Annotated in this window: 18 protein-coding genes; 10 read left to right on the forward strand and 8 right to left on the reverse strand. The window is 65.6% G+C overall.

The window, feature by feature from the left end; genetic code table 11:
- Positions 1–331: 331 nt before the first annotated feature.
- Positions 332–4,024, reverse strand: coding sequence for a vitamin B12-dependent ribonucleotide reductase (locus EPO41_RS10660; RefSeq protein WP_296324484.1), 3,693 nt, complete (start codon positions 4,022–4,024; stop codon positions 332–334).
- 299 nt (positions 4,025–4,323) lie between these two features.
- Here EPO41_RS10660 and EPO41_RS10665 point away from each other — a divergent pair, with 299 nt between their 5' ends.
- The 4 genes from EPO41_RS10665 to EPO41_RS10680 are packed head-to-tail and all read left to right on the forward strand — an operon-like array spanning position 4,324 to position 5,854.
- Positions 4,324–4,674: an NADH:ubiquinone oxidoreductase subunit NDUFA12 gene (locus tag EPO41_RS10665; RefSeq protein WP_296324487.1), complete on the forward strand. Its 351-nt coding sequence runs from the start codon at positions 4,324–4,326 to the stop codon at positions 4,672–4,674.
- A gap of 30 nt (positions 4,675–4,704) precedes the next feature.
- Positions 4,705–5,154 (forward strand): outer membrane lipid asymmetry maintenance protein MlaD, encoded by a 450-nt coding sequence (gene mlaD, locus EPO41_RS10670; RefSeq protein ID WP_296324490.1) that lies wholly within the window; start codon positions 4,705–4,707, stop codon positions 5,152–5,154.
- A complete protein-coding gene (locus EPO41_RS10675; protein ID WP_296324493.1) occupies positions 5,154–5,381 on the forward strand; it encodes a hypothetical protein in 228 nt (75 codons plus the stop codon). The genes mlaD and EPO41_RS10675 overlap by 1 nt, the downstream gene beginning before the upstream one ends.
- 2 nt (positions 5,382–5,383) lie before the next feature.
- Positions 5,384–5,854 carry a DUF2155 domain-containing protein gene (locus EPO41_RS10680; RefSeq protein WP_296324497.1) on the forward strand — a complete coding sequence of 157 codons (471 nt, stop codon included), beginning with the start codon at positions 5,384–5,386 and terminating at the stop codon, positions 5,852–5,854.
- Here the strand turns inward: EPO41_RS10680 and aat are convergent.
- From aat to EPO41_RS10705, 5 genes are all read right to left on the reverse strand, one after another.
- Positions 5,791–6,441, reverse strand: coding sequence for a leucyl/phenylalanyl-tRNA--protein transferase (aat, locus tag EPO41_RS10685; RefSeq protein ID WP_363246963.1), 651 nt, complete (start codon positions 6,439–6,441; stop codon positions 5,791–5,793). The two genes, EPO41_RS10680 and aat, sit on opposite strands and share 64 nt — an antisense overlap.
- Before the next feature lie 7 nt (positions 6,442–6,448).
- On the reverse strand, positions 6,449–7,792 hold the full coding sequence (gene accC / locus EPO41_RS10690; protein WP_296325016.1) for an acetyl-CoA carboxylase biotin carboxylase subunit: 1,344 nt from the start codon (positions 7,790–7,792) through the stop codon (positions 6,449–6,451).
- 14 nt (positions 7,793–7,806) lie between these two features.
- Positions 7,807–8,268: an acetyl-CoA carboxylase biotin carboxyl carrier protein gene (gene accB, locus EPO41_RS10695; RefSeq protein WP_296324501.1), complete on the reverse strand. Its 462-nt coding sequence runs from the start codon at positions 8,266–8,268 to the stop codon at positions 7,807–7,809.
- Positions 8,269–8,289: 21 nt separating this feature from the next.
- Entirely contained in the window at positions 8,290–8,754 is a 465-nt protein-coding gene (gene aroQ / locus EPO41_RS10700; protein ID WP_296324504.1) for a type II 3-dehydroquinate dehydratase, read from the reverse strand.
- Between the two features lie 65 nt (positions 8,755–8,819).
- Positions 8,820–9,281 carry a MarR family transcriptional regulator gene (locus tag EPO41_RS10705; protein WP_296324507.1) on the reverse strand — a complete coding sequence of 154 codons (462 nt, stop codon included), beginning with the start codon at positions 9,279–9,281 and terminating at the stop codon, positions 8,820–8,822.
- A 40-nt stretch (positions 9,282–9,321) separates the two neighbouring features.
- Between EPO41_RS10705 and hppD the strand changes: the two genes are divergently transcribed.
- The 5 genes from hppD to EPO41_RS10730 are packed head-to-tail and all read left to right on the forward strand — an operon-like array spanning position 9,322 to position 14,758.
- A complete protein-coding gene (hppD, locus tag EPO41_RS10710; RefSeq protein WP_296324510.1) occupies positions 9,322–10,413 on the forward strand; it encodes a 4-hydroxyphenylpyruvate dioxygenase in 1,092 nt (363 codons plus the stop codon).
- A 50-nt stretch (positions 10,414–10,463) separates the two neighbouring features.
- Complete coding sequence (locus EPO41_RS10715; protein WP_296324512.1) at positions 10,464–11,612, forward strand: homogentisate 1,2-dioxygenase; 1,149 nt, start codon at positions 10,464–10,466, stop codon at positions 11,610–11,612.
- Positions 11,613–11,625: 13 nt separating this feature from the next.
- Positions 11,626–12,618, forward strand: coding sequence for a fumarylacetoacetate hydrolase family protein (locus tag EPO41_RS10720; RefSeq protein WP_296324515.1), 993 nt, complete (start codon positions 11,626–11,628; stop codon positions 12,616–12,618).
- A gap of 29 nt (positions 12,619–12,647) precedes the next feature.
- Positions 12,648–13,289: a maleylacetoacetate isomerase gene (gene maiA, locus EPO41_RS10725; protein ID WP_296324518.1), complete on the forward strand. Its 642-nt coding sequence runs from the start codon at positions 12,648–12,650 to the stop codon at positions 13,287–13,289.
- Entirely contained in the window at positions 13,286–14,758 is a 1,473-nt protein-coding gene (locus tag EPO41_RS10730) for a hypothetical protein (protein ID WP_296324521.1), read from the forward strand. The genes maiA and EPO41_RS10730 overlap by 4 nt, the downstream gene beginning before the upstream one ends.
- Here the strand turns inward: EPO41_RS10730 and EPO41_RS10735 are convergent.
- Both EPO41_RS10735 and EPO41_RS10740 read right to left on the reverse strand, forming a co-directional pair.
- A complete protein-coding gene (locus EPO41_RS10735) occupies positions 14,755–15,540 on the reverse strand; it encodes a DsbA family protein (RefSeq protein ID WP_296324524.1) in 786 nt (261 codons plus the stop codon). The two genes, EPO41_RS10730 and EPO41_RS10735, sit on opposite strands and share 4 nt — an antisense overlap.
- A gap of 22 nt (positions 15,541–15,562) precedes the next feature.
- Positions 15,563–16,948, reverse strand: a complete 1,386-nt coding sequence (locus EPO41_RS10740) for a M48 family metalloprotease (RefSeq protein ID WP_296324526.1) — start codon at positions 16,946–16,948, stop codon at positions 15,563–15,565.
- A gap of 49 nt (positions 16,949–16,997) precedes the next feature.
- On the opposite strand from EPO41_RS10740, the gene EPO41_RS10745 reads away from it, so the two are divergent.
- The gene (locus EPO41_RS10745) at positions 16,998–18,299 is read left to right on the forward strand and encodes a gamma-glutamyltransferase (RefSeq protein ID WP_296324531.1); all 1,302 of its coding nucleotides are present in this window, start codon (positions 16,998–17,000) and stop codon (positions 18,297–18,299) included.
- The last annotated feature ends 5 nt before the right edge of the window (positions 18,300–18,304 follow it).

An 18,304-nucleotide genomic window follows, 5' to 3' on the forward strand; every position in this document is an offset into this window, starting at 1 on the left:
GTCCGGCAGACCGAAGTCGCCGGACGCTTTGTCTAGTTTCGCCTTTCCACTTCCGAAAACGAAAGCGTCGGATCGGCTTCAGGCTCGTCTTCTATTTAGGGGGCTTCCGGTGGGGCCCCGAAAGAGGCACCCACACGGAAGCCGAAAGGCGTTGTTAGAGGGGTCAAAGTCGCCTTTGACCTCCGCCCTTTCCTAGTTACTGCTTCTTCTTCTTAACAGCCTTCTTCTTCGCAACTTTCTTCTTAGCAGCCATAACTGTCTCCTATGGTTAGCTATAGGGTCCCCAACCGCGAGGCCCCCGGGGTACGCCGGTACGCTACGCCACGCATGCTCAACTGCAGCCGGTGGTCCCACCGCAGGTCGTGCACTTGAGGCACGTCCCGTTGCGAACCATGGTGAAGTTGCCGCATTCCGGACACGCATCCCCTTCAAAGCCCTTGAGCCTGGCCTCGAGGGCCAGTCCCAGGGGGGAGGAGGAGGCTTCTCCGAGCGCGACGCTGACGACGGCCGCCTTGGCGATGGGCGCCGAAGCGACGGCTGGTCCGTCCGTCAGTCCGTTGGGCAGGGCGGCACCGGCAATCGCCTCGTCGGCGATCGCGGCATTGCCGGCAGTCCTGCCATTCAATACGTAAAGGTTGCTGCGCACATAGCCGACGCTGGCGATCCGGCTCACCGCGGCGGCCGCCGCTTCCGCGGCACTCGTGCCGGGCGGCGGCAGCTCGCCCTGGGTTTCGCCGCGGCCGACTCCGTCGGGACGAAGGTCCGCCTGCTCGACGTGGCTGAGGTCGTTGCGCCCCAGATAGGAGATCGCGAGTTCACGGAAGATGTAGTCGAGCACCGACGTCGACATCTTGATGGCGTCGTTGCCCTCGACCAGGCCCGACGGCTCGAAGCGCGTGAAGGTGTAGGCCTCGACGAATTCCTCGAGCGGCACGCCGTACTGCAATCCGATCGAGATCGCGATGGCGAAGTTGTTCATGAGGCTGCGGAACGCCGCGCCTTCCTTGTGCATGTCGACGAAGATCTCACCGACGCGACCGTCCTCGTATTCGCCGGTCCGGAGATAAACCTTGTGGCCGCCGACGATCGCCTTCTGCGTATAGCCCTTGCGGCGCTGCGGCATCCGTTCGCGGCCTGCCCGGACTTCGCGCTCGACGATGCGCTCCACGATCCGCTCGGCAATGATCGGCGCACGCGCGGCCGGCGACAGGTCGGCAAGATCGTCGTTGGCGGCGACGTCGTCGCCCAGCGCCATCGCGGAAAGCGGCTGCGACAGCTTGGAACCGTCACGATAGAGGGCGTTCGCTTTCAATCCGAGCTTCCAGGAGGTCTCATAGGCCTTGCGGCAATCCTCGACCGTCGCCGCGTTTGGCATGTTGATGGTCTTGGAGATGGCGCCCGATACGAAGGGTTGTGCTGCAGCCATCATGCGTATGTGACTCTCCGCAGACAAGAAGCGTGTGCCATCTCGTCCACAGGGATTCGCACAATCGAACACGGAAAGATGTTCGCTCCTGAGATCGCGTGCGCCTTCGACGCTCATCGTGCCGCAGGCGTGGATGTTCGCCGCCTCAACATCGCTTCGCGAGAAACCGAGCTGCGAGAGGATGTCGAGCTTCGGATCGGCCAGCGTCTCGTCGTCGAGGCCGAGCGCCTCGCGGCAGAAGGCATCGCCCAGCGTGTAGCGCGAGAAGGCGAAGCGAATGTCGAAGGCCGTGGTGATCGCCTTGTCGATCCGCTTCAGTGTGGCGGCGTCGAAGCCGCGCGCCGACAGGCTCTCATGGTTGATGGCCGGTGCTGTAGCGAGCGAGCCGTGGCCCACGGCATGGCCGACGATCCGCGATATCGCCTCTTCGTCGTAGCCCAGGGTGCGCAGCGCGAGGGGAACGGTCTGGTTGATGATCTTGAAGTAGCCGCCGCCGGCCAGCTTCTTGAACTTCACCAGCGAGAAATCGGGTTCGATGCCGGTGGTGTCGCAATCCATCACCAGCCCGATCGTGCCGGTGGGGGCGATGACGGAAACCTGGGCGTTGCGATAGCCGTGCCGCTCGCCCAGTTCCAGCGCGCGATCCCAGGCCCGGCGGGCTGCGGCGACGAGCCGGCTGTCCGTGCAATTGGCTGCGTCGAGAGCCTGTGGCGCGATCGACAGGCTCTCATAGGCACCCTTCGCACCGTGGGCGGCCCGGCGATGGTTGCGGATGACCCGCAGCATGGACTCGCGGTTGGCCGCGAAGCCGGGGAACGCGCCCATCAGGCCCGCCATCTCGGCCGAGGTGGCGTAGGCGGTACCGGTCATGATCGCCGTGACGGCGCCGGCGATGGCCCGGCCCCGGGCGCTGTCGTAACCCAGGCCCGAAGCCATCAGCAGGGCCCCAAGATTGGCGTAGCCCAGCCCCAATGTGCGGTACCGGTAGGAAAGCTCGGCGATCCGGCGCGATGGGTACTGCGCCATCATCACGGAGATTTCGAGGACCACGGTCCACAGGCGGCTGGCATGCTCCAGCGCCTCGACGTCGATCGAGCCGTCCTCGCGCCGGAACCGCATGAGGTTCAGCGAGGCGAGGTTGCACGCCGTGTCGTCGAGGAACATGTATTCCGAGCACGGGTTCGAGGCGTTGATGCGTCCCGACTCCGGGCAGGTGTGCCAGTCGTTGATCGTGGTGTCGAACTGGACGCCCGGATCGGCGGAATGCCAGGCAGCCTCGGCGACCTGGTCCCACAGGAGGCGGGCGCCGATCGTCCGGGTGACCGCGCCGGTCGTGCGCGCGGTCAGCGCCCACGGGCGGTCATCCTCGACCGCGCGGAGGAATGCGTCGGTGACGCGCACCGAGTTGTTGGCGTTCTGGCCGGCTACCGAGGCATACGCCTCCGACTCCCAATCCGTGTCGAAGATCGGGAAGTCGATATGGCGGTAACCCTGCCGGGCGAACTGGATGACCCGCTGGATATAGTTCTCGGGCAGCTCGGCCTGGCGGGCCGCGATGACCTCACGGCGGAGCTTCGGATTCTGCCGCGGATCGAACGCCGCTTCGCCATCGCCGCCGTCGACGCAGGCCTGCATGACGGCGTTCAGGTGACGATTGGCAAGGCGGGAGCCGGCGACCAGGGCCGCAACCTTCTGCTCCTCGAGCATCTTCCAGGAGATGAAGTCCTCGATGTCGGGATGGTCGATGTCGACCGTCACCATCTTGGCCGCGCGACGCGTCGTGCCGCCGGACTTGATGGCGCCCGCCGCGCGATCGCCGATCTTGAGGAACGACATCAGGCCGGATGAGGCGCCGCCGCCGGAGAGCTTCTCGCCCTCACCCCGCACGCGCGAGAAGTTGGAACCGGTACCCGAGCCATACTTGAAGAGACGAGCCTCGCGGATCCACAGATCCATGATGCCGCCTTCGTTCACCAGATCGTCGGAGACACTCTGGATGAAGCAGGCATGTGGCTGCGGCCGCTCATAGGCGGAGGCAGAGAGATGCGCCTCGCCATCGAGATGATCCACGAACCAGTGGCCCTGGCCCGGCCCGTCGATCCCGTACGCCCAGTGCAGTCCGGTGTTGAACCATTGCGGCGAGTTCGGCGCACAAATCTGCGCCGCGAGCATGTAGCACTGCTCGTCGTAGAACGAGCGGGCGTCCTCCTCGCTGTCGAAGTAACCGCCTTTCCAGCCCCAATAGGTCCAGGCGCCGGCCATGCGATGGAAAACCTGGCGTGCGCTGGTCTCGCTGCCGAAGCGATCGGCTTCCGGCAGCACGGCGAGAGCGGCCTCGTCGGGAATCGACCGCCACAGCCATTCGGGCAGGTCGGCTTCGGCGACGCGGATCATGCGCGCAGGAACACCGGCGCGACGGAAATACTTCTGGGCGAGAACGTCGGACGCGACCTGGGACCACTCGGCCGGCACGTCGATGTTCTTCAACTGGAAAACGATCGAGCCGTCGGGATTACGGATTTCCGAGTCGGCAGCCCGAAAGCCCACTCCCGTGAATGGTGATTTTCCAGCTTGCGTATACCGACGCTCGAAGCGCATCGACGATCCCCCGTGCCCGATCCCGTCAATTTGGTTCCCTGTCGCGGGGGGTGTTCGATCCTAAATCGAACACGCACATATGGGCACGCGACAATAGTAAATTACAAAATCTTGTGTGCGCAACTATATTTTGTAGACCGGGGTGTTGATGATACTAGATGATGCAAGAACGCAACAGTCGATCGAAGCGCTTCGAATGCATGTCCTCGAACGACATGAATCGCGTGTCGTTCGCGTCGCGTTGCACGTAGTAGAGTGGCCGCGTACAAGCGGCGCATCATCCAAGAAGTGGTTGGTTCATGATCATCGGCACCTGGCTCTTCACGAAGATGCGCGGCGAACTCGTCGGCACGGATGCGGAAGGCAACCGCTACTTCCAGGACAAGCGCGTCGTACCTGGAATGCGACGCAAGCGCTGGGTCATGTATAACGGTGTGGCCGAGGCCTCGCGTGTTCCTCCCGAATGGCATGGCTGGCTGCATCACACGCTCGCCGAACCGCCGCCCGCTGGCGGCGTGCCGCGCAAGCCGTGGCAGAAGGAACATCTGCCCAATCTCACCGGCACCGACCATGCCTACAGGCCCCCGGGCCACTCGTTGTCCGAAGGCGAGAAGCCGAAGCCGGTTTACGAGGCCTGGCGGCCAGGCTGACGCTACAGGTAGCGAGCAGAGGGCAAGAGCGTGGGCCGTAACATTGTCGAGACGATCGTGGGCGCGCTGGTGCTGGTGGTGGCCGGTGCCTTCGTCGTCTATGCCTTTTCCAAGTCCGACCGCGCCGGCCCGGGTGGCTATGAACTCGTCGCCCGATTTGGCCGCATCGACGGGCTGAAGCCTGGAGCGGACGTGACGTTGAGCGGCGTGAAGGTCGGCAGCGTGACTGGGTTCAGTCTCGATCCGAAGACCTATCAGGCCGTCGTACGCCTCGGCATTGCGTCGAACGTCAACCTGCCGTCCGACACACACGCCAAGATCGTGAGCGAGTCGCTGTTGGGCGGCATGGTGGTCGTGCTCGAGCCGGGGGGCGACAAGACGATGCTGAAGAGCGGGGGTGAGATCGAGCAGACGCAGGATTCGATCCCGCTTACGGAGCTGATTGCCAAGTTCATGTTCGGCAGCACGGGAAGCAAGTGATGGGCGCCCATTCCCCGAAGGAACCGACGGTCTGGCGGCAGCCCGACGGCAAGCCGGTGTCGTGCCTCGAAAAGATCAAAGTCCTGAACCAGAACATCCAGGAAATCGAAACCCTCTGCGCCGATGCGCTCGAGGACGGAGTTCTGATGGGATGCGATGCCGCGCAGATCAAGCAGGCGCTTCACGAGTTGATCGACGGGTTGACGCCGCCCCGCACCAAGGGGTGAGCATGCACGGCATGATCGTGCTCGCCGTCCTGGCGGCCGGCATCGGCGCGGCATCGGCGCAGACGCCGCTGCCTCCACCGCAGCAGTCGCAACAGCCGCCGCAACGGCCGGGCAACAGCAACCTGCGGCCGGTGCCGGACGGTCCGGGCACACGGTCGGCCGAATTGCAGGGGCTGGACAAGGTGACCGCCCGCACCCAGCGCTTCTACGTGCCGGTCGGAAAGTCGACGCGCTTCGGCACCCTCGAGATCACGGTCGGCGATTGCCTCGTGAACGTGCCCGAGGCGCCCCCTGAATCCGTGGCCTATCTGACCATCGTCGACCACAAGCCCGGTCAGGCGGAGGAGAAGCTGTTCGCCGGCTGGATGTTCGCATCGACGCCGTCGCTGTCGGCGCTCGACCACGGCGTCTACGATCTGCGCGTGCTCTCCTGCACGATGGCGCAGGGATCCTCGCCGCCCAGCTCGCGCTGAAAGGTCGCCGGCCGATCGATCGCCTCGGCCAGCAGTGCCTTGAAGTCGTCGCGCGGGATCTCGATCGCGCCGAAGCTGCGCAGATGCTCGGTCATGAACTGGCAGTCGAGCAGGGCGAATCCTCCCTTGATCAACCGCGCCACCAAGTGGACCAGCGCCACTTTCGAGGCGTCTCGCTCGCGGCTGAACATGCTCTCGCCGAAGAAGGCGCCGCCGATCGAGACGCCGTAGAGACCGCCGACCAGCCGACCGTCCACGCGACACTCCAGGCTGTGCGCATGGCCGCGCGCGTGCAACGCCGTGTAGAGGTCGACGATCGGCTCGTTGATCCAGCTTTCCGGATGGCCCGGGCGCGGCTCGGCACAGGCCCGCACCGTCTCGGCAAAGGCGGTGTCGGCGCTCACCTCGAAGTGGCCGCTGCGGACCGTGCGCGCCAGCCGGTGCGAGAGATGAAAGCCGTCGAGCGGCAGCACCGCGCGCAGGCGGGGATCGAGCCAGTAGAGCTTGGGGTCGTCGCGGCTCTCTCCCATGGGAAAGACGCCGATGCGATAGGCCTGGAGCAGGAGGTCGGGGGTGATCTCCAGCATCGCGGCACTATTTCTTCAGGCCGACCAGCTTCTCCAGCCAGTGGATGTCGTAGTCGCCGTCGATGAACGCCTGCTCGCCGATGATGCGCTGGTGCAGCGGGGTCGTTGTGTCGATGCCGCCGATCACGAACTCCTCGAGCGAGCGGCGCAGGCGCATCAGGCATTCGTTGCGGCTGCTGCCGTTCACGATCAGCTTGGCGACCATCGAATCGTAGTAGGGCGGGATCGAGTAGCCCGCATAGAGGCCCGAATCGACGCGCACACCCAGCCCGCCGGGCGCGTGATAGTCGGTGACGAGGCCGGGGCAGGGCACGAAAGTTTCGGGATTCTCGGCGTTGATCCGGCATTCGATGGCATGGCCCTGGATCACGATATCCTGCTGCGTGAGCGCCAGGGGCGAACCGGAGGCGATGCGGATCTGCTCGCGCACCAGGTCGATGCCGGTCACCGCCTCGGTGATCGGATGCTCAACCTGGAGGCGGGTATTCATCTCGATGAAGTAGAATTCGCCGTCCTGGAACAGGAACTCCATCGTTCCGGCGCCGCGATACTTGAGCTTGCGCACGGCATCGGCGGCCAGCTCGCCGATCCTGTTGCGCTGCTCGGCATTCAGTGCGGGGGAGGGAGCTTCCTCGAGCACCTTCTGGTGGCGCCGCTGCAGCGAGCAGTCGCGCTCGCCGAGATGAATGCCGGCCCCCAGCCCGTCGCCCAGCACCTGGATCTCGATATGGCGCGGCCGAGCGAGATACTTCTCGAGATAGACCGCGTCGTTACTGAAGGCCGCCTTGGCTTCGGCGCGGGCCAGCGAGAAGGCCTCCGCGGCCGCCTCGGCATTCTCCACGACCTTCATGCCGCGTCCGCCGCCGCCGGCAACGGCCTTGATCAGCACCGGCCAGCCGATCTTGCCGCCCAGCTCGATCACTTCCTCGACCGACTCGACTGGACCGGGCGAGCCCGGCACCAGTGGCAGGCCGAGTTCCTTGGCGGTCTGCTTGGCCACGATCTTGTCGCCCATCATGGAGATGTGCTGCGGCGTCGGGCCGATGAAGGTGAAGCCGTGCGCCTCGACCGCTTCGGCGAAGCGGGCATTCTCCGACAGGAAGCCGTAGCCGGGGTGGATCGCATCGGCGCCGGCGATGGTCGCGGCCGACAGGATCGCGGGAATGTTGAGGTAGCTGTCGCGCGCCGGCGGCGGTCCAATGCACACCGATTCGTCGGCCAGCCGCACATGCATCGCGTCGCTGTCGGCCGTCGAATGGACCGCGACCGTCTGGATGCCCATCTCGCGGCAGGCGCGGTGGATGCGGAGCGCGATCTCGCCGCGATTGGCGATGAGGACCTTGTCGAACATCGGCGCCGGGGCCCTCACTCGACGATCATCAGCGGTTCGCCGAACTCCACCGGCCGGGCATTCTCGATCAGGATCTGCATCACCGTGCCGGCCTTGGGCGCCTTGATCGGATTGAAGGTCTTCATGGCCTCGATGATCAGCAGGGTCTGGCCGGCCGTCACCTTGTCGCCGACGGCGACGAAGTTGGGTTTGCCGGGTTCGGGGGCCAGGTAGGCGGTGCCGACCATTGGCGACTTGACGACGCCGGGATGCTTGGAGAGGTCTCCGGCTGCCGGCACAGCGGCGGCTACGGGAGCCGCAGCTGCGGCGGGTGCCGCGGCCATCACGACGGGTGCCGCCTGCGTAAGGGGTGCGGTGGGGCGGGCGACGCGGACGCGCCGCTCGCCATCGGCCAGCTCGATCTCGCCGAGTTTGGTTTCCTCCAGGATCGCCGCCAGCTTGCGGACGAACTCAGTATCCAGCTCGAACTTTGCCATGGAGAAATGCTCCCGATGTTGTCAGCGTGCCAGCAGGCGCGCCAGCGCCTGGAGGGCCAGCAGGTAGCCTTGAGTGCCGAGACCCGCGATCACGCCGACCGCGGCCGGGCTGATGTACGAATGATGGCGGAAGCTCTCACGCTTGTAGATGTTGGAAAGATGGACCTCGACGGCCGGCAGCTCGGCGGCATTCAGCGCGTCGAGCAGGGCCACCGACGTATGGGTATAGGCGCCAGCATTGATGACGATACCGGAATTGCCCTCGCGCGCGGCCTGGATGCGGTCGACCAGCACGCCCTCATGGTTGCTCTGGGCGAATTCGACATCGAGGCCGAGGCGCGCCGCCTCGGCGCGGCACGCCGCCTCGACGTCCGCCAGCGTCTCGCGGCCGTAGATCTCCGGCTGACGCTTGCCCAGCATGTTGAGGTTGGGCCCGTTGAGCACCAGCACCGGCTTGGCCGGTGGGCGCTGGGCGGCCTTAGCCAATCCTGCCTCCAAGAATCACAAGAGGCCGGCGTTATAGCATGGGGAGTCGGGGCCACAAGGCGGCCTCAGGGACGGTTTCTCAACAGCTTGGCATGAGCGAACAGGCGGTCACACAAGCCGTTGAGGGTCTGGCGCTCCTCGGCGGACAGGGCCTGGTAGAGTTCGGACTCGTATTTCAGGGCCAGGGGGACGATCTCGTCATGCATCGTGCGCCCTTTGGCCGTCAGCCTGAGAGGCTCCCGCCGGCGATCTTCCTGATCGGTCGCGCGCTCGACCAGGCTGCGCTTCATCAGGCCGGCGACGGCACGGCTGACCGCCACCTTGTCCATGACGATGCGCAGTCCCACCTCGGAGGCAGTGAGGGGAGCGAACCGCCCCAAGGCCGCCATCACCCGCCACTGGGTGACGCTCAGCCCGTACGGCTCGGAATAGAGGTCGTGCAAGGATTCGCTCACGAGCTGAGCGAGCACCGACAGCCGGTAGGGGAGAAATTTCTCCAGTTCGAGGGCTTGCGCTTTGGTCGACATAATAGTTACATTTGAAACTAATTCAGCCGGGAGGTCAAACATGGCAAGTGTCAGCGAAGCCAAGACCCTGGAGATCGACGAAGTGAACCCGATGGGCACGGACGGCTTCGAGTTCGTCGAATACGCCGCCCCCGATCCCGCGGCGCTCGGCGCCCTGTTCGAGAGCATGGGCTTCATCAAGGTGGCGAAGCATCGCTCCAAGGACGTCTCGCTTTATCGACAGGGCGGTGTGAACTTCATCGTCAACGCTGAGAAGGAGAGCTTCGCCCAGGGCTTCGCGCGCGTGCACGGGCCCAGCGTCTGTGCCATCGCGTTCCGCGTGAAGAATGCCGGCGCCGCCTACAAGCGTGCTCTGTCGCTGGGCGCCTGGGGTGTCGAGGGCAAGGTCGGGCCGATGGAGCTCAACATCCCGGCCATCAAGGGCATCGGCGACTCGCTGCTCTATCTCGTGGATCGCTACGGCGATCGCGGCTCGATCTACGATGTCGATTTCGAGTATCTGCCGGGCGTCGACCGCAATCCCGAGGGCGTGGGCCTCACCTACATCGACCACCTGACCCACAACGTGCATCGCGGCCGGATGGCCGAGTGGGCCGATTTCTACGAGCGGCTCTTCAATTTCCGCGAGATCCGCTACTTCGACATCGAGGGGAAGCTCACCGGCCTCAAGTCCAAGGCGATGACCAGCCCGTGCGGCAAGATCCGCATTCCGATCAACGAGAGTTCGGACGACAAGAGCCAGATCCAGGAATATCTCTCCGCTTATCATGGCGAGGGCATCCAGCACATCGCACTGGGCACCGGCGATATCTACGAGTCGGTCGAGTCCCTCAAGGTCAACGGCGTGCCGTTCCAGGACGTGCCGGATACCTATTACGAACAGGTCGATACTCGCCTGCCGGGCCACGGCGAGAACCTCCAGCGGATGTGCGCGGACCGCATCCTGATCGACGGCGCGCCGACCAAGGGCGGCGGGCTGCTGCTGCAGATCTTCACGCAGACCGTGATCGGCCCGATCTTCTTCGAGATCATCCAGCGCCGCGGCAACGAGGGCTTCGGCGAGGGCAACTTCCGCGCGCTGTTCGAATCGATCGAACTCGACCAGATCCGCCGCGGTGTGTTGAAGGCCTAGATAGACGAGATAAACGAATCGAACGAAACGGAAAAACGACGGAGGGAACCATGGCCAAGAACTGGATTCCGCTGCGCCAGGTCGAGGGCACAGCCTCGCGCCAGGCCCATGTCCGGCTGCCCGAGGGCACCTACGAACGCGAGATCAGCAAGGAAGGCTTCTTCGGACCCTCCGCGCAGTTCCACCACAGGCACAAGCCGACCGACTGGATCGAGTTCGACGGCCCGATCCGGCCGCGTGCGCTCGACCTCAACAAGCTGGCGACGCCCCGGACCAATCCTTGGGAGGCCGAACTCGTCATGGCCAACAGCCACCTGCAGATGCGCTTCTGGCGGCTGGAGGAGCCGATGCGGGAGCTGGTTCGCAACAGTGACGGCGACCAGCTGCTGTTCATCCACGAGGGCAACGGCGCGCTCTTCTGCGATTACGGGCATCTCGACTATGTCGAGGGCGACTATCTCGTCATCCCGCGGGGCACGATGTGGCGCCTGGAGCCCGTGAAGCCCACCGTGTCGCTGATGATCGAGGCGACCAACGATCACTTCACGCTGCCGGAGAAGGGCCTGGTCGGCCACCATGCCATCTTCGATCCGGCGGTGCTCGACACGCCGCGCATCGACGAGGCCTTCCGCGCCCAGCAGGACGAGCGCACCTGGAAGGTCTCGGTGAAGCGGCGCAATGCGCTTTCGACCGTGACGTACCCCTTCAATCCGCTCGATGCGGTGGGCTGGCACGGCGATCTCAGCGTCGTCCGCATCAACTGGCGCGACCTGCGGCCGTTGATGAGCCATCGCGTGCATCTGCCGCCATCGGCGCACACGACCTGGGTCACCAGTCGCTTCGTCGTCTGCACCTTCGTGCCGCGACCCCTGGAGAGCGATCCGGAGGCGCTGCGCCTGCCGTTCTTCCACAACAACGACGATTTCGAGGAAGTGATCTTCTATCACAAGGGCAGCTTCTTCAGCCGTGACAACATCCATCCCGGCATGATGACGGTGCATCCCACCGGCTTCACGCACGGCCCGCATCCCAAGGCTTTCAACGCCGCCACCAAGGGCGGCAAGACCGAAACCGACGAGGTCGCGGTGATGATCGATACGCGCGATGCGATCGACGTCGCGGAGATGCCGGCCGGTGTCGAATTCGAAGGCTACGTGAGGTCCTGGCGGCCACAGGACATGAAGCAGGCAGCGGAATAGGGAAGACGCCCCGATGAAACTGGGATCGCTCAAGGAAGGCGGCCGCGACGGCACGCTGATCGTGGTGAACCGCGACCTGACGCGCGGCGTCCGGGCCACGACCGTGGCGCCGACGATGCAGAAGGCGTTCGACGACTGGGCTACCATCTCGCCCAAGTTGCGGGCGCTGGCCGAGCAGCTCGAGGACGACAAGGCCGTGGGCTCGTTCGAGCTCGACACGACGGCGCTGGCGGCGCCGCTGCCGCGCGCCTATCAGTGGGCCGACGGCTCGGCCTATGTCGTGCATGTCGAGCTGGTGCGCAAAGCGCGCGGCGTCGAGATGCCGCCGTCGTTCTGGACTGATCCGCTGATGTACCAGGGCGGCTCGGATTCCTTCATCGGGCCCAACGACGAGGTCGAGATGGCTGACGAGGCCTGGGGCATCGATTTCGAGGGCGAGATCGGCGTGATCGTGGACGACGTGCCGATGGGCATCTCGCCCGAGGCAGCCCGCAAGCACATCAAGCTGGTGACGATCCTGAACGACGTGTCGCTGCGTAACGTCATCGTCGGCGAGCTGGCCAAGGGCTTCGGCTTCTTCCACGGCAAGCCCGCGACGGCCTTCGCCCCCGTTGCCGTGACGCCGGACGAACTCGGCGACGACTGGAACGGGGCGCGGCTCGACCGGCCGCTGATCTCGACGCTCAATGGAAAGGAGTTCGGGCATCCGAACGCAGCGACGGACCTCACTTTCGACTTCGGCCAGCTCATTGCGCACGCTGCGCGCACGCGGCACCTCGAAGCGGGGACGATCGTCGGCTCCGGGACGGTGGCGAACCGCGATGCGGCCGTCGGCTGCTCCTGCATCGCCGAGCGCCGCGTGCGCGAGACGATCGAGGGCGGCAAGCCGGTGACGCCGTTCATGAGCTTCGGGGATCACATCCGCATCGAGATGTTCGACCGTTCGGGCAAGTCGATCTTCGGGGCCATCGACCAGAAGGTCGTGCGCTACACGCCGCCCGCCTGAGCCGTGCTAGAGTGGCCGTGGAGGCGGTCATGAAGCTCATCGGCTATTTTCGGTCCTCGGCGGCGTATCGCGTGCGCATCGCGCTCAATTTCAAGGGCATTGCCGTGGAGCATGCATCACGGCATCTGCGGAAGGGCGAGCAGTCGTCGGCCGACTATGCCGCGCTCAATCCCCAGAAGCTCGTGCCGGCGCTGGTGCTGGACGATGGGGCGGTCCTGACGCAGTCGCTGGCGATCATGGAGTATCTCGAGGAGACGCATCCGGAGCCACCGCTGCTGCCCGGGGACCCCGTTGGCCGGGCGCGCGTGCGCTCCCTGTCGCTGATCGTGAGCGCGGACATCCATCCCATCCAGAACCTGCGCGTGATGGCCTACCTGCGCCAGAAGTTCGACCAGACCGAGGAAAGCGCATTCGCCTGGTCGCGGCACTGGATCGAAACGGGGTTCGACGCCTATGAGGCGACACTGAAGCAGGTTGGCACCGGTTCGTTCAGCCATGGCGACCAGCCCACCATGGCCGACATGTGCCTGGTGCCCCAGGTGTTCAACGCCACGCGCTTCAAGGTCGACATGAAGCGCTATCCGACCATCCAGCGCATCTACGACGCCTGCATGAAGCATCCCGCCTTCGACGCCGCGCAGCCCTCGAAGCAGCCGGATGCCGAACCGTGAGAAAATCCGTCATCGCTCTCGGCGCCGTCATTGCCCTGATCGCGATCGGCGTTGCCGCAATCCCGTTCGCCGAAGACTTGGCCGCTTCCCGCCTCAAGACCGGACTGGCGCAGAATGGCGTTCAGGTCGATGCGGTGAAGGTAGGGCTGCTCGACCGCACTATAGCATTGCGCGGCGTGGCGGGCGGACCGAACGGCGAATTGAAGATCGACGAGTGGCAGGCATCCGGGCTCGCCTGGCCGCTGGACGAACTGCTGAAGGGACGCTTGCCGTTCCGCGGCCTGAACTGGGGCGATCCGTTGCATGTGGCGCATCTTCACATGCGCAATTTCCGATTGGCCGAGCCCGACGCCGGCAATTCGTGGGCGATCGGCGAGCTGACCGGCACCAATATCGACCTGGCCCGCTACGATTCGGCTTACGATGGGCCGTTCCGCAACGAAGTGATGCTGGCCCGCCTGCTGGGGGCGCTTTCGGTGGACCGCCTGGAGCAGAGCGATTTCACCTATACGTCTTTGGAGCAGATGACCCGGAGCATGGCCCGGCTCTCCGTGACGGGGTATGCGCGGGGACTGATCGACGCGCTGGAGATCAGGGACCTGCAGGTCAAGCCCGCGGGTGCGCGCATGGCCGGAGTCACGGTTGCGGACACGAAGGCGCGCGGCATCGACCTTCGGCGGCCCATTGCCCTGGCCTCGTCGCTCGACTGGGAGCCGGGGATGCCGATCGGCCGGGTTCCCGTGGCCGAGGGCCGGATGTCGGGTTTTGGCGGCGATCTCCTGATGCGCTACGGCCTGTCGCTGGGCAGCGTCTCGACCGAGACAAAGCGTGAAAGCGGCGACGTCAGCCGGTCGCGCATGCGCATCGAGGATTTCGTGCTGGCGCCGTCGCTGCGTAGCGTCGAGGCTCTCGGGATGCGCATGGTCCTGCAGTCGATGAACCTGAAGGAGGTGCGGTTGGGGTTCGATTGCAGCACCGTCGAGGATCGCGCACGCCACGCGCTGAAGGTCGAGGACTGCAAGCTGGGTGATCCGGACCTGATCGATATCTCTCTGGCGGCGCGGATCATCGACACGGACGACGAGTTCTGGCGATCGGTTGACGAAGCCGACATCCTTGGCCTGCTGGGGACCAAGGCGGCGCTGGCCTCGGCCAGGCTGGTGATCGTCGACAAGAGCCTCCTGCAGCGCAGCCTGCAGGCGAAGGCGCGGCTCAGCGGCCAGCCGGTGGCGGCTGAGCGCACGGCTCTGGCGGCCGAGATCCGGCGCTATCAGCCGCCCGGCGTGCTGATCACGCAGGATATGTCGAAGCTGCTCGATGCGGTCGCCCGCTTCGTCGAGCAGGGCGGCACGCTCACCTTCGACGCTGCGCCGCAACCGGCGCTGGGTCTGGAAAAGCTCGATTACCTCCTGAAGCCGGGCGCCGACCTCGTGAACGCCCTCGGCCTCACCGCGACGGTGGCACGCTAGCTCTTGCGGGCGTCGGCGATCAGGGCCTTCAGGGACTCGGAGTCGACCGCACCCGGCACGAACTGCTTGCCGATGACGAAGGCCGGCGTGCCGCGCACGCCGAGCGCGGCGGCAAGCGCCATGTTGCGGTCGATGATCTGCTTCAGCTTGGGATCTTCCATGTCCTTCTCGAGCTGGGCGACGTCGATGCCGACCGAGGCCGCAGTCTGGAGGATCTTCTCGCGGTCGAGCTTGCCGTTGAACTCCATCAGCGCGTTGTGCAGCGCCTGGTGCTTGCCCTGCTTCAGCGAGGCGAGCGCGGCGAGGGCAGCAATGCGCGACGGCTCGCCCAGGATCGGCAGGTCCTTGTAGATGATCTTCACCTTGCCGTCGGCGCCGGTGACCGACTTCACCGCCTGGTAGGCGCGCTTGCAGTAGGGGCACTGGTAGTCGTTGAACTCGACGATGGTGACGTCGCCCGCGGGATTGCCACTGACGGGGCTGTCGGGATCACGGAACAGCTCGGCCTCGTTCTGGCCGATCGCCTTGATCGCGACGGCATCGCGCTGCGAGTCCTGCTTGCGCTCGAGTTCCTGCATGGCCTCGACCAGGACTTCCGGATTGGCCATCAGATAGGCCCGGATGCTCTTGCCGAGATCGGACGGAACGGGCGCGTCGGCGGAAGCGGTCGGCGCACTCGATGCAGCAGGTGCAGCCCCGACACGGGACAGGCTCGTGCGGTTCGCGACGACGGCGCCGACGACGATCAGGCCGCCGATGAGAGCCAATAGGATGGAACGCATATCGTGTGTTCTCCAGAGCCGGTTACTTGCGGGGCCGGCTGTTGATATAGGCCTTGAGATCCTGCGCTCGCTGCCAGGCCGGTGTCCCGGCGGTAAGCTGGCGCGCCGCTGCCTCGGCATGGGCCTGGGCTTCGGCACGCTGGCCGCGGAGCGCCGCCATCTCCGCGCGGGCGAGGGACGTCATACCCTGATCATTGAGCTGGGAGTAGCCCGACGCCATGAGGCGCCAGAGCTCGAAGTTTCCGGACTCCTGCTGCGAAGCCAGATCGAGGTTGCGCATCGCCTCGCGGATATTGTCGGGATTGCTGACGTCGAGCAGGGCGCGGGCAAGGTCGATCTTCAGGATCGCCGCCGAAGGCGCGAGTTGCACGGCACGGCGGTATGACGGGATGGATTCGGCGGCGCGGCCGTTCTCGTAGAGCATCTGGGCCCGCACTTCGTGGAAGTACGGATCGTTGGGATACTCCTTCAGCAATCCGTCGATGGTCAGCAGGGCCGAGCCGAGCGCGCCTTTGCGATAGAGCGCGATGGCGCGGGCATAGCGCGCCGGCAGCGACCGGTCGGCTTCGGCGTAGCGCTGCAACGCCGCGTCGGGAGCGACGAAGCCATAGAGCTTCGCCACCATGCGCTGGTGCAGCATCAGGAATTGCGGTGTATCCGGCGTGTTGGCGTAGGGGGAGTTCGCCGCGGCCTGTTCGAAGGCGGAAATGCGCTCAGGAGTCAGGGGATGGGTGGTGAGATAGGGGTCGCGGCGGTTGATCGCGAGCTTCTCCTCGCGCTGCAGGTAGCGAAGGAATTCGACAGTGCCCTTGGGCGACTGGCCGGTGCGCTGCAGGTAGGTGATCGCCGCCTGGTCGGCCGCGCTTTCCTGGGTTTGCGTGTACTTGAGGAACGACATCAGCGATCCCGGCGCCATCGGGCGCCCGGTGCCGCCGCCATGGCCGCCGCCGCTGCCCCCGGCGCCGGCGCCGCCCGCCACTCCTCCCGCCATGGCGCCGCCGGCAAGGATAGTCTCCAGGATCTGCATGGTGGACAGGCTGCGCAGTTCCTCCTGCATGCGGGCGAGGTGCCCGCCGGCAATGTGTCCACTTTCATGGGCCATGACGCCGACCAGCTGGTTCGGCCTTTCGGTCCGCATGATCAGTCCGGTGTTGATGAAGATGCGTTGGCCACCGGCGACGAAGGCGTTGAGCGAACCATCCTGGACGAGCATGATTTCGACGCCGTTGGGGTCGAGGCCGGCCGCCTTCCAGATCGGGATCGTGAAGGTGCGGATCGTGCTCTCGATCTCGGCGTCACGGATCAGATTGAGGCGTTGACCTTGCTGGGCCGTCGCGGCACGAAACGGTGCCAGCGCGAAGAGCGCCAGACATAAGAGGGTGGTGATGCGTTTGAACAAGGTCGGCACGGAGCTCAGGCAGGCTAGAAACGGGTGGCGACCGCGTCAATTGTGCAACGTGGCCCTGATCGGCGTTTTTTTGCTGGCCGGTTGTGGCTTTAGTGAGACGGACCGCGCGCGGGATCGCGCCGATAATGCCGCCAATCCCGCCAACCTGCCGGATAACACAAGGGGCCTGTCGAAGGTAACGCGGGGCAGCCGTTTTGCGGCGACCACGGCCGAGGAAGGGCGGGCCGCCGAGGTCGGGCGCGAAATCCTGGAAGCGGGCGGAAATGCCACCGATGCCGCCGTTGCGATGTATTTTGCACTCTCCGTGACGCTGCCGTCTGCGGCGTCGCTGGGCGCATCCGGTGCATGCATTGTCCACAATGACAAGACGAAGAAATCCGAAGCTTTCGTGTTTCCGCCCGTCGCCGCCCCGGGAGCGGTAAAGGGTACGCCCTTTTCCGTGCCGGCGGGTGTGCGCGCCATCACCCTGATGCATGTCCGTCACGGCCAGCTGCGCTGGGAGCAGACGGTGTCGCCGGCTGAGCGGCTGGCCCGCTTCGGTTTCCAGGTGTCGCGCGCGCTGTCGCGCGATCTGCAGGCGGGTGGGGCCCTGCTCGGCTCAGACGCCGAGGCGCGGCGGATCTTCGGCAACGTCTCGGAGGGCGCGCTTCTCACCCAGTCCGAACTCGCCACGGTGTTGGGAAGCATTCGCCAGCGCGGCGGGGCGGAGTTCTTCCAGGGCGCCTTGGCACGCACCTTTTCCGAGCAGGTCTCGCAGGCCGGCGGCAGCCTCCCCGTCGATGCGTTGCGCGCGGCCGTGCCGATCGCGTCGGAACCGATGTCGGTGAGCCACTATCGCAGCCGCGTCTATGTGGCGCCATCGCCTGCTGCCGGCCCATCGGTCCTCGCGGGCTGGAACGGTCAGCAGCCGGCCGGCGGCTCCGCGGTCGATTCCGGTGGCTTCGCGGGATTCGCCGCCGTCGACAGCAAGGGTGGGGCGGCCGCCTGTGCGGTTTCGATGGGGCAGCTCTTCGGCGCCCGCGTCGTGGTCCCCGGCAGCGGCATCCTGCTCGGCTCGCCCAATCCCGAGGCGGCCTCGGTCAGTCCCATGATCATCGCCAATCCCGGCAATGGCGAATTCACCTTTGCCGGGGCAGGCGGTGGCGCACCGACCGCCGCCCAGGCCGTTGGCTACGTGGCGCGTGAGGTCATCGACAACGGTCGCAACCTCGCGACCGTCCTCGCAAACCGCCGAGCACAGGGTGGCTTCGTGAACGCCATCGCCTGCCCCTCGGGGCTACGCGGCAGCGCCGAAACCTGCCGGACGGGCGCGGATCCCGCTGGCGCCGGCCTCTCGACGATCGCTCAATAGACTAC

Source organism: Reyranella sp. (genome assembly GCF_004297265.1).
Lineage (GTDB): Bacteria > Pseudomonadota > Alphaproteobacteria > Reyranellales > Reyranellaceae > Reyranella.

Coding starts and splice junctions, on each gene's coding strand:
- EPO41_RS10660 (WP_296324484.1), bottom strand. CDS start 4,024: ATGCGCTTCGAGCGTCGGTATACGCAAGCTGGAAAATCACCATTCACG.
- EPO41_RS10665 (WP_296324487.1), top strand. CDS start 4,324: ATGATCATCGGCACCTGGCTCTTCACGAAGATGCGCGGCGAACTCGTC.
- EPO41_RS10675 (WP_296324493.1), top strand. CDS start 5,154: ATGGGCGCCCATTCCCCGAAGGAACCGACGGTCTGGCGGCAGCCCGAC.
- EPO41_RS10680 (WP_296324497.1), top strand. CDS start 5,384: ATGCACGGCATGATCGTGCTCGCCGTCCTGGCGGCCGGCATCGGCGCG.
- aat (WP_363246963.1), bottom strand. CDS start 6,441: ATGCTGGAGATCACCCCCGACCTCCTGCTCCAGGCCTATCGCATCGGC.
- accC (WP_296325016.1), bottom strand. CDS start 7,792: ATGTTCGACAAGGTCCTCATCGCCAATCGCGGCGAGATCGCGCTCCGC.
- accB (WP_296324501.1), bottom strand. CDS start 8,268: ATGGCAAAGTTCGAGCTGGATACTGAGTTCGTCCGCAAGCTGGCGGCG.
- EPO41_RS10705 (WP_296324507.1), bottom strand. CDS start 9,281: ATGTCGACCAAAGCGCAAGCCCTCGAACTGGAGAAATTTCTCCCCTAC.
- hppD (WP_296324510.1), top strand. CDS start 9,322: ATGGCAAGTGTCAGCGAAGCCAAGACCCTGGAGATCGACGAAGTGAAC.
- EPO41_RS10715 (WP_296324512.1), top strand. CDS start 10,464: ATGGCCAAGAACTGGATTCCGCTGCGCCAGGTCGAGGGCACAGCCTCG.
- EPO41_RS10720 (WP_296324515.1), top strand. CDS start 11,626: ATGAAACTGGGATCGCTCAAGGAAGGCGGCCGCGACGGCACGCTGATC.
- maiA (WP_296324518.1), top strand. CDS start 12,648: ATGAAGCTCATCGGCTATTTTCGGTCCTCGGCGGCGTATCGCGTGCGC.
- EPO41_RS10735 (WP_296324524.1), bottom strand. CDS start 15,540: ATGCGTTCCATCCTATTGGCTCTCATCGGCGGCCTGATCGTCGTCGGC.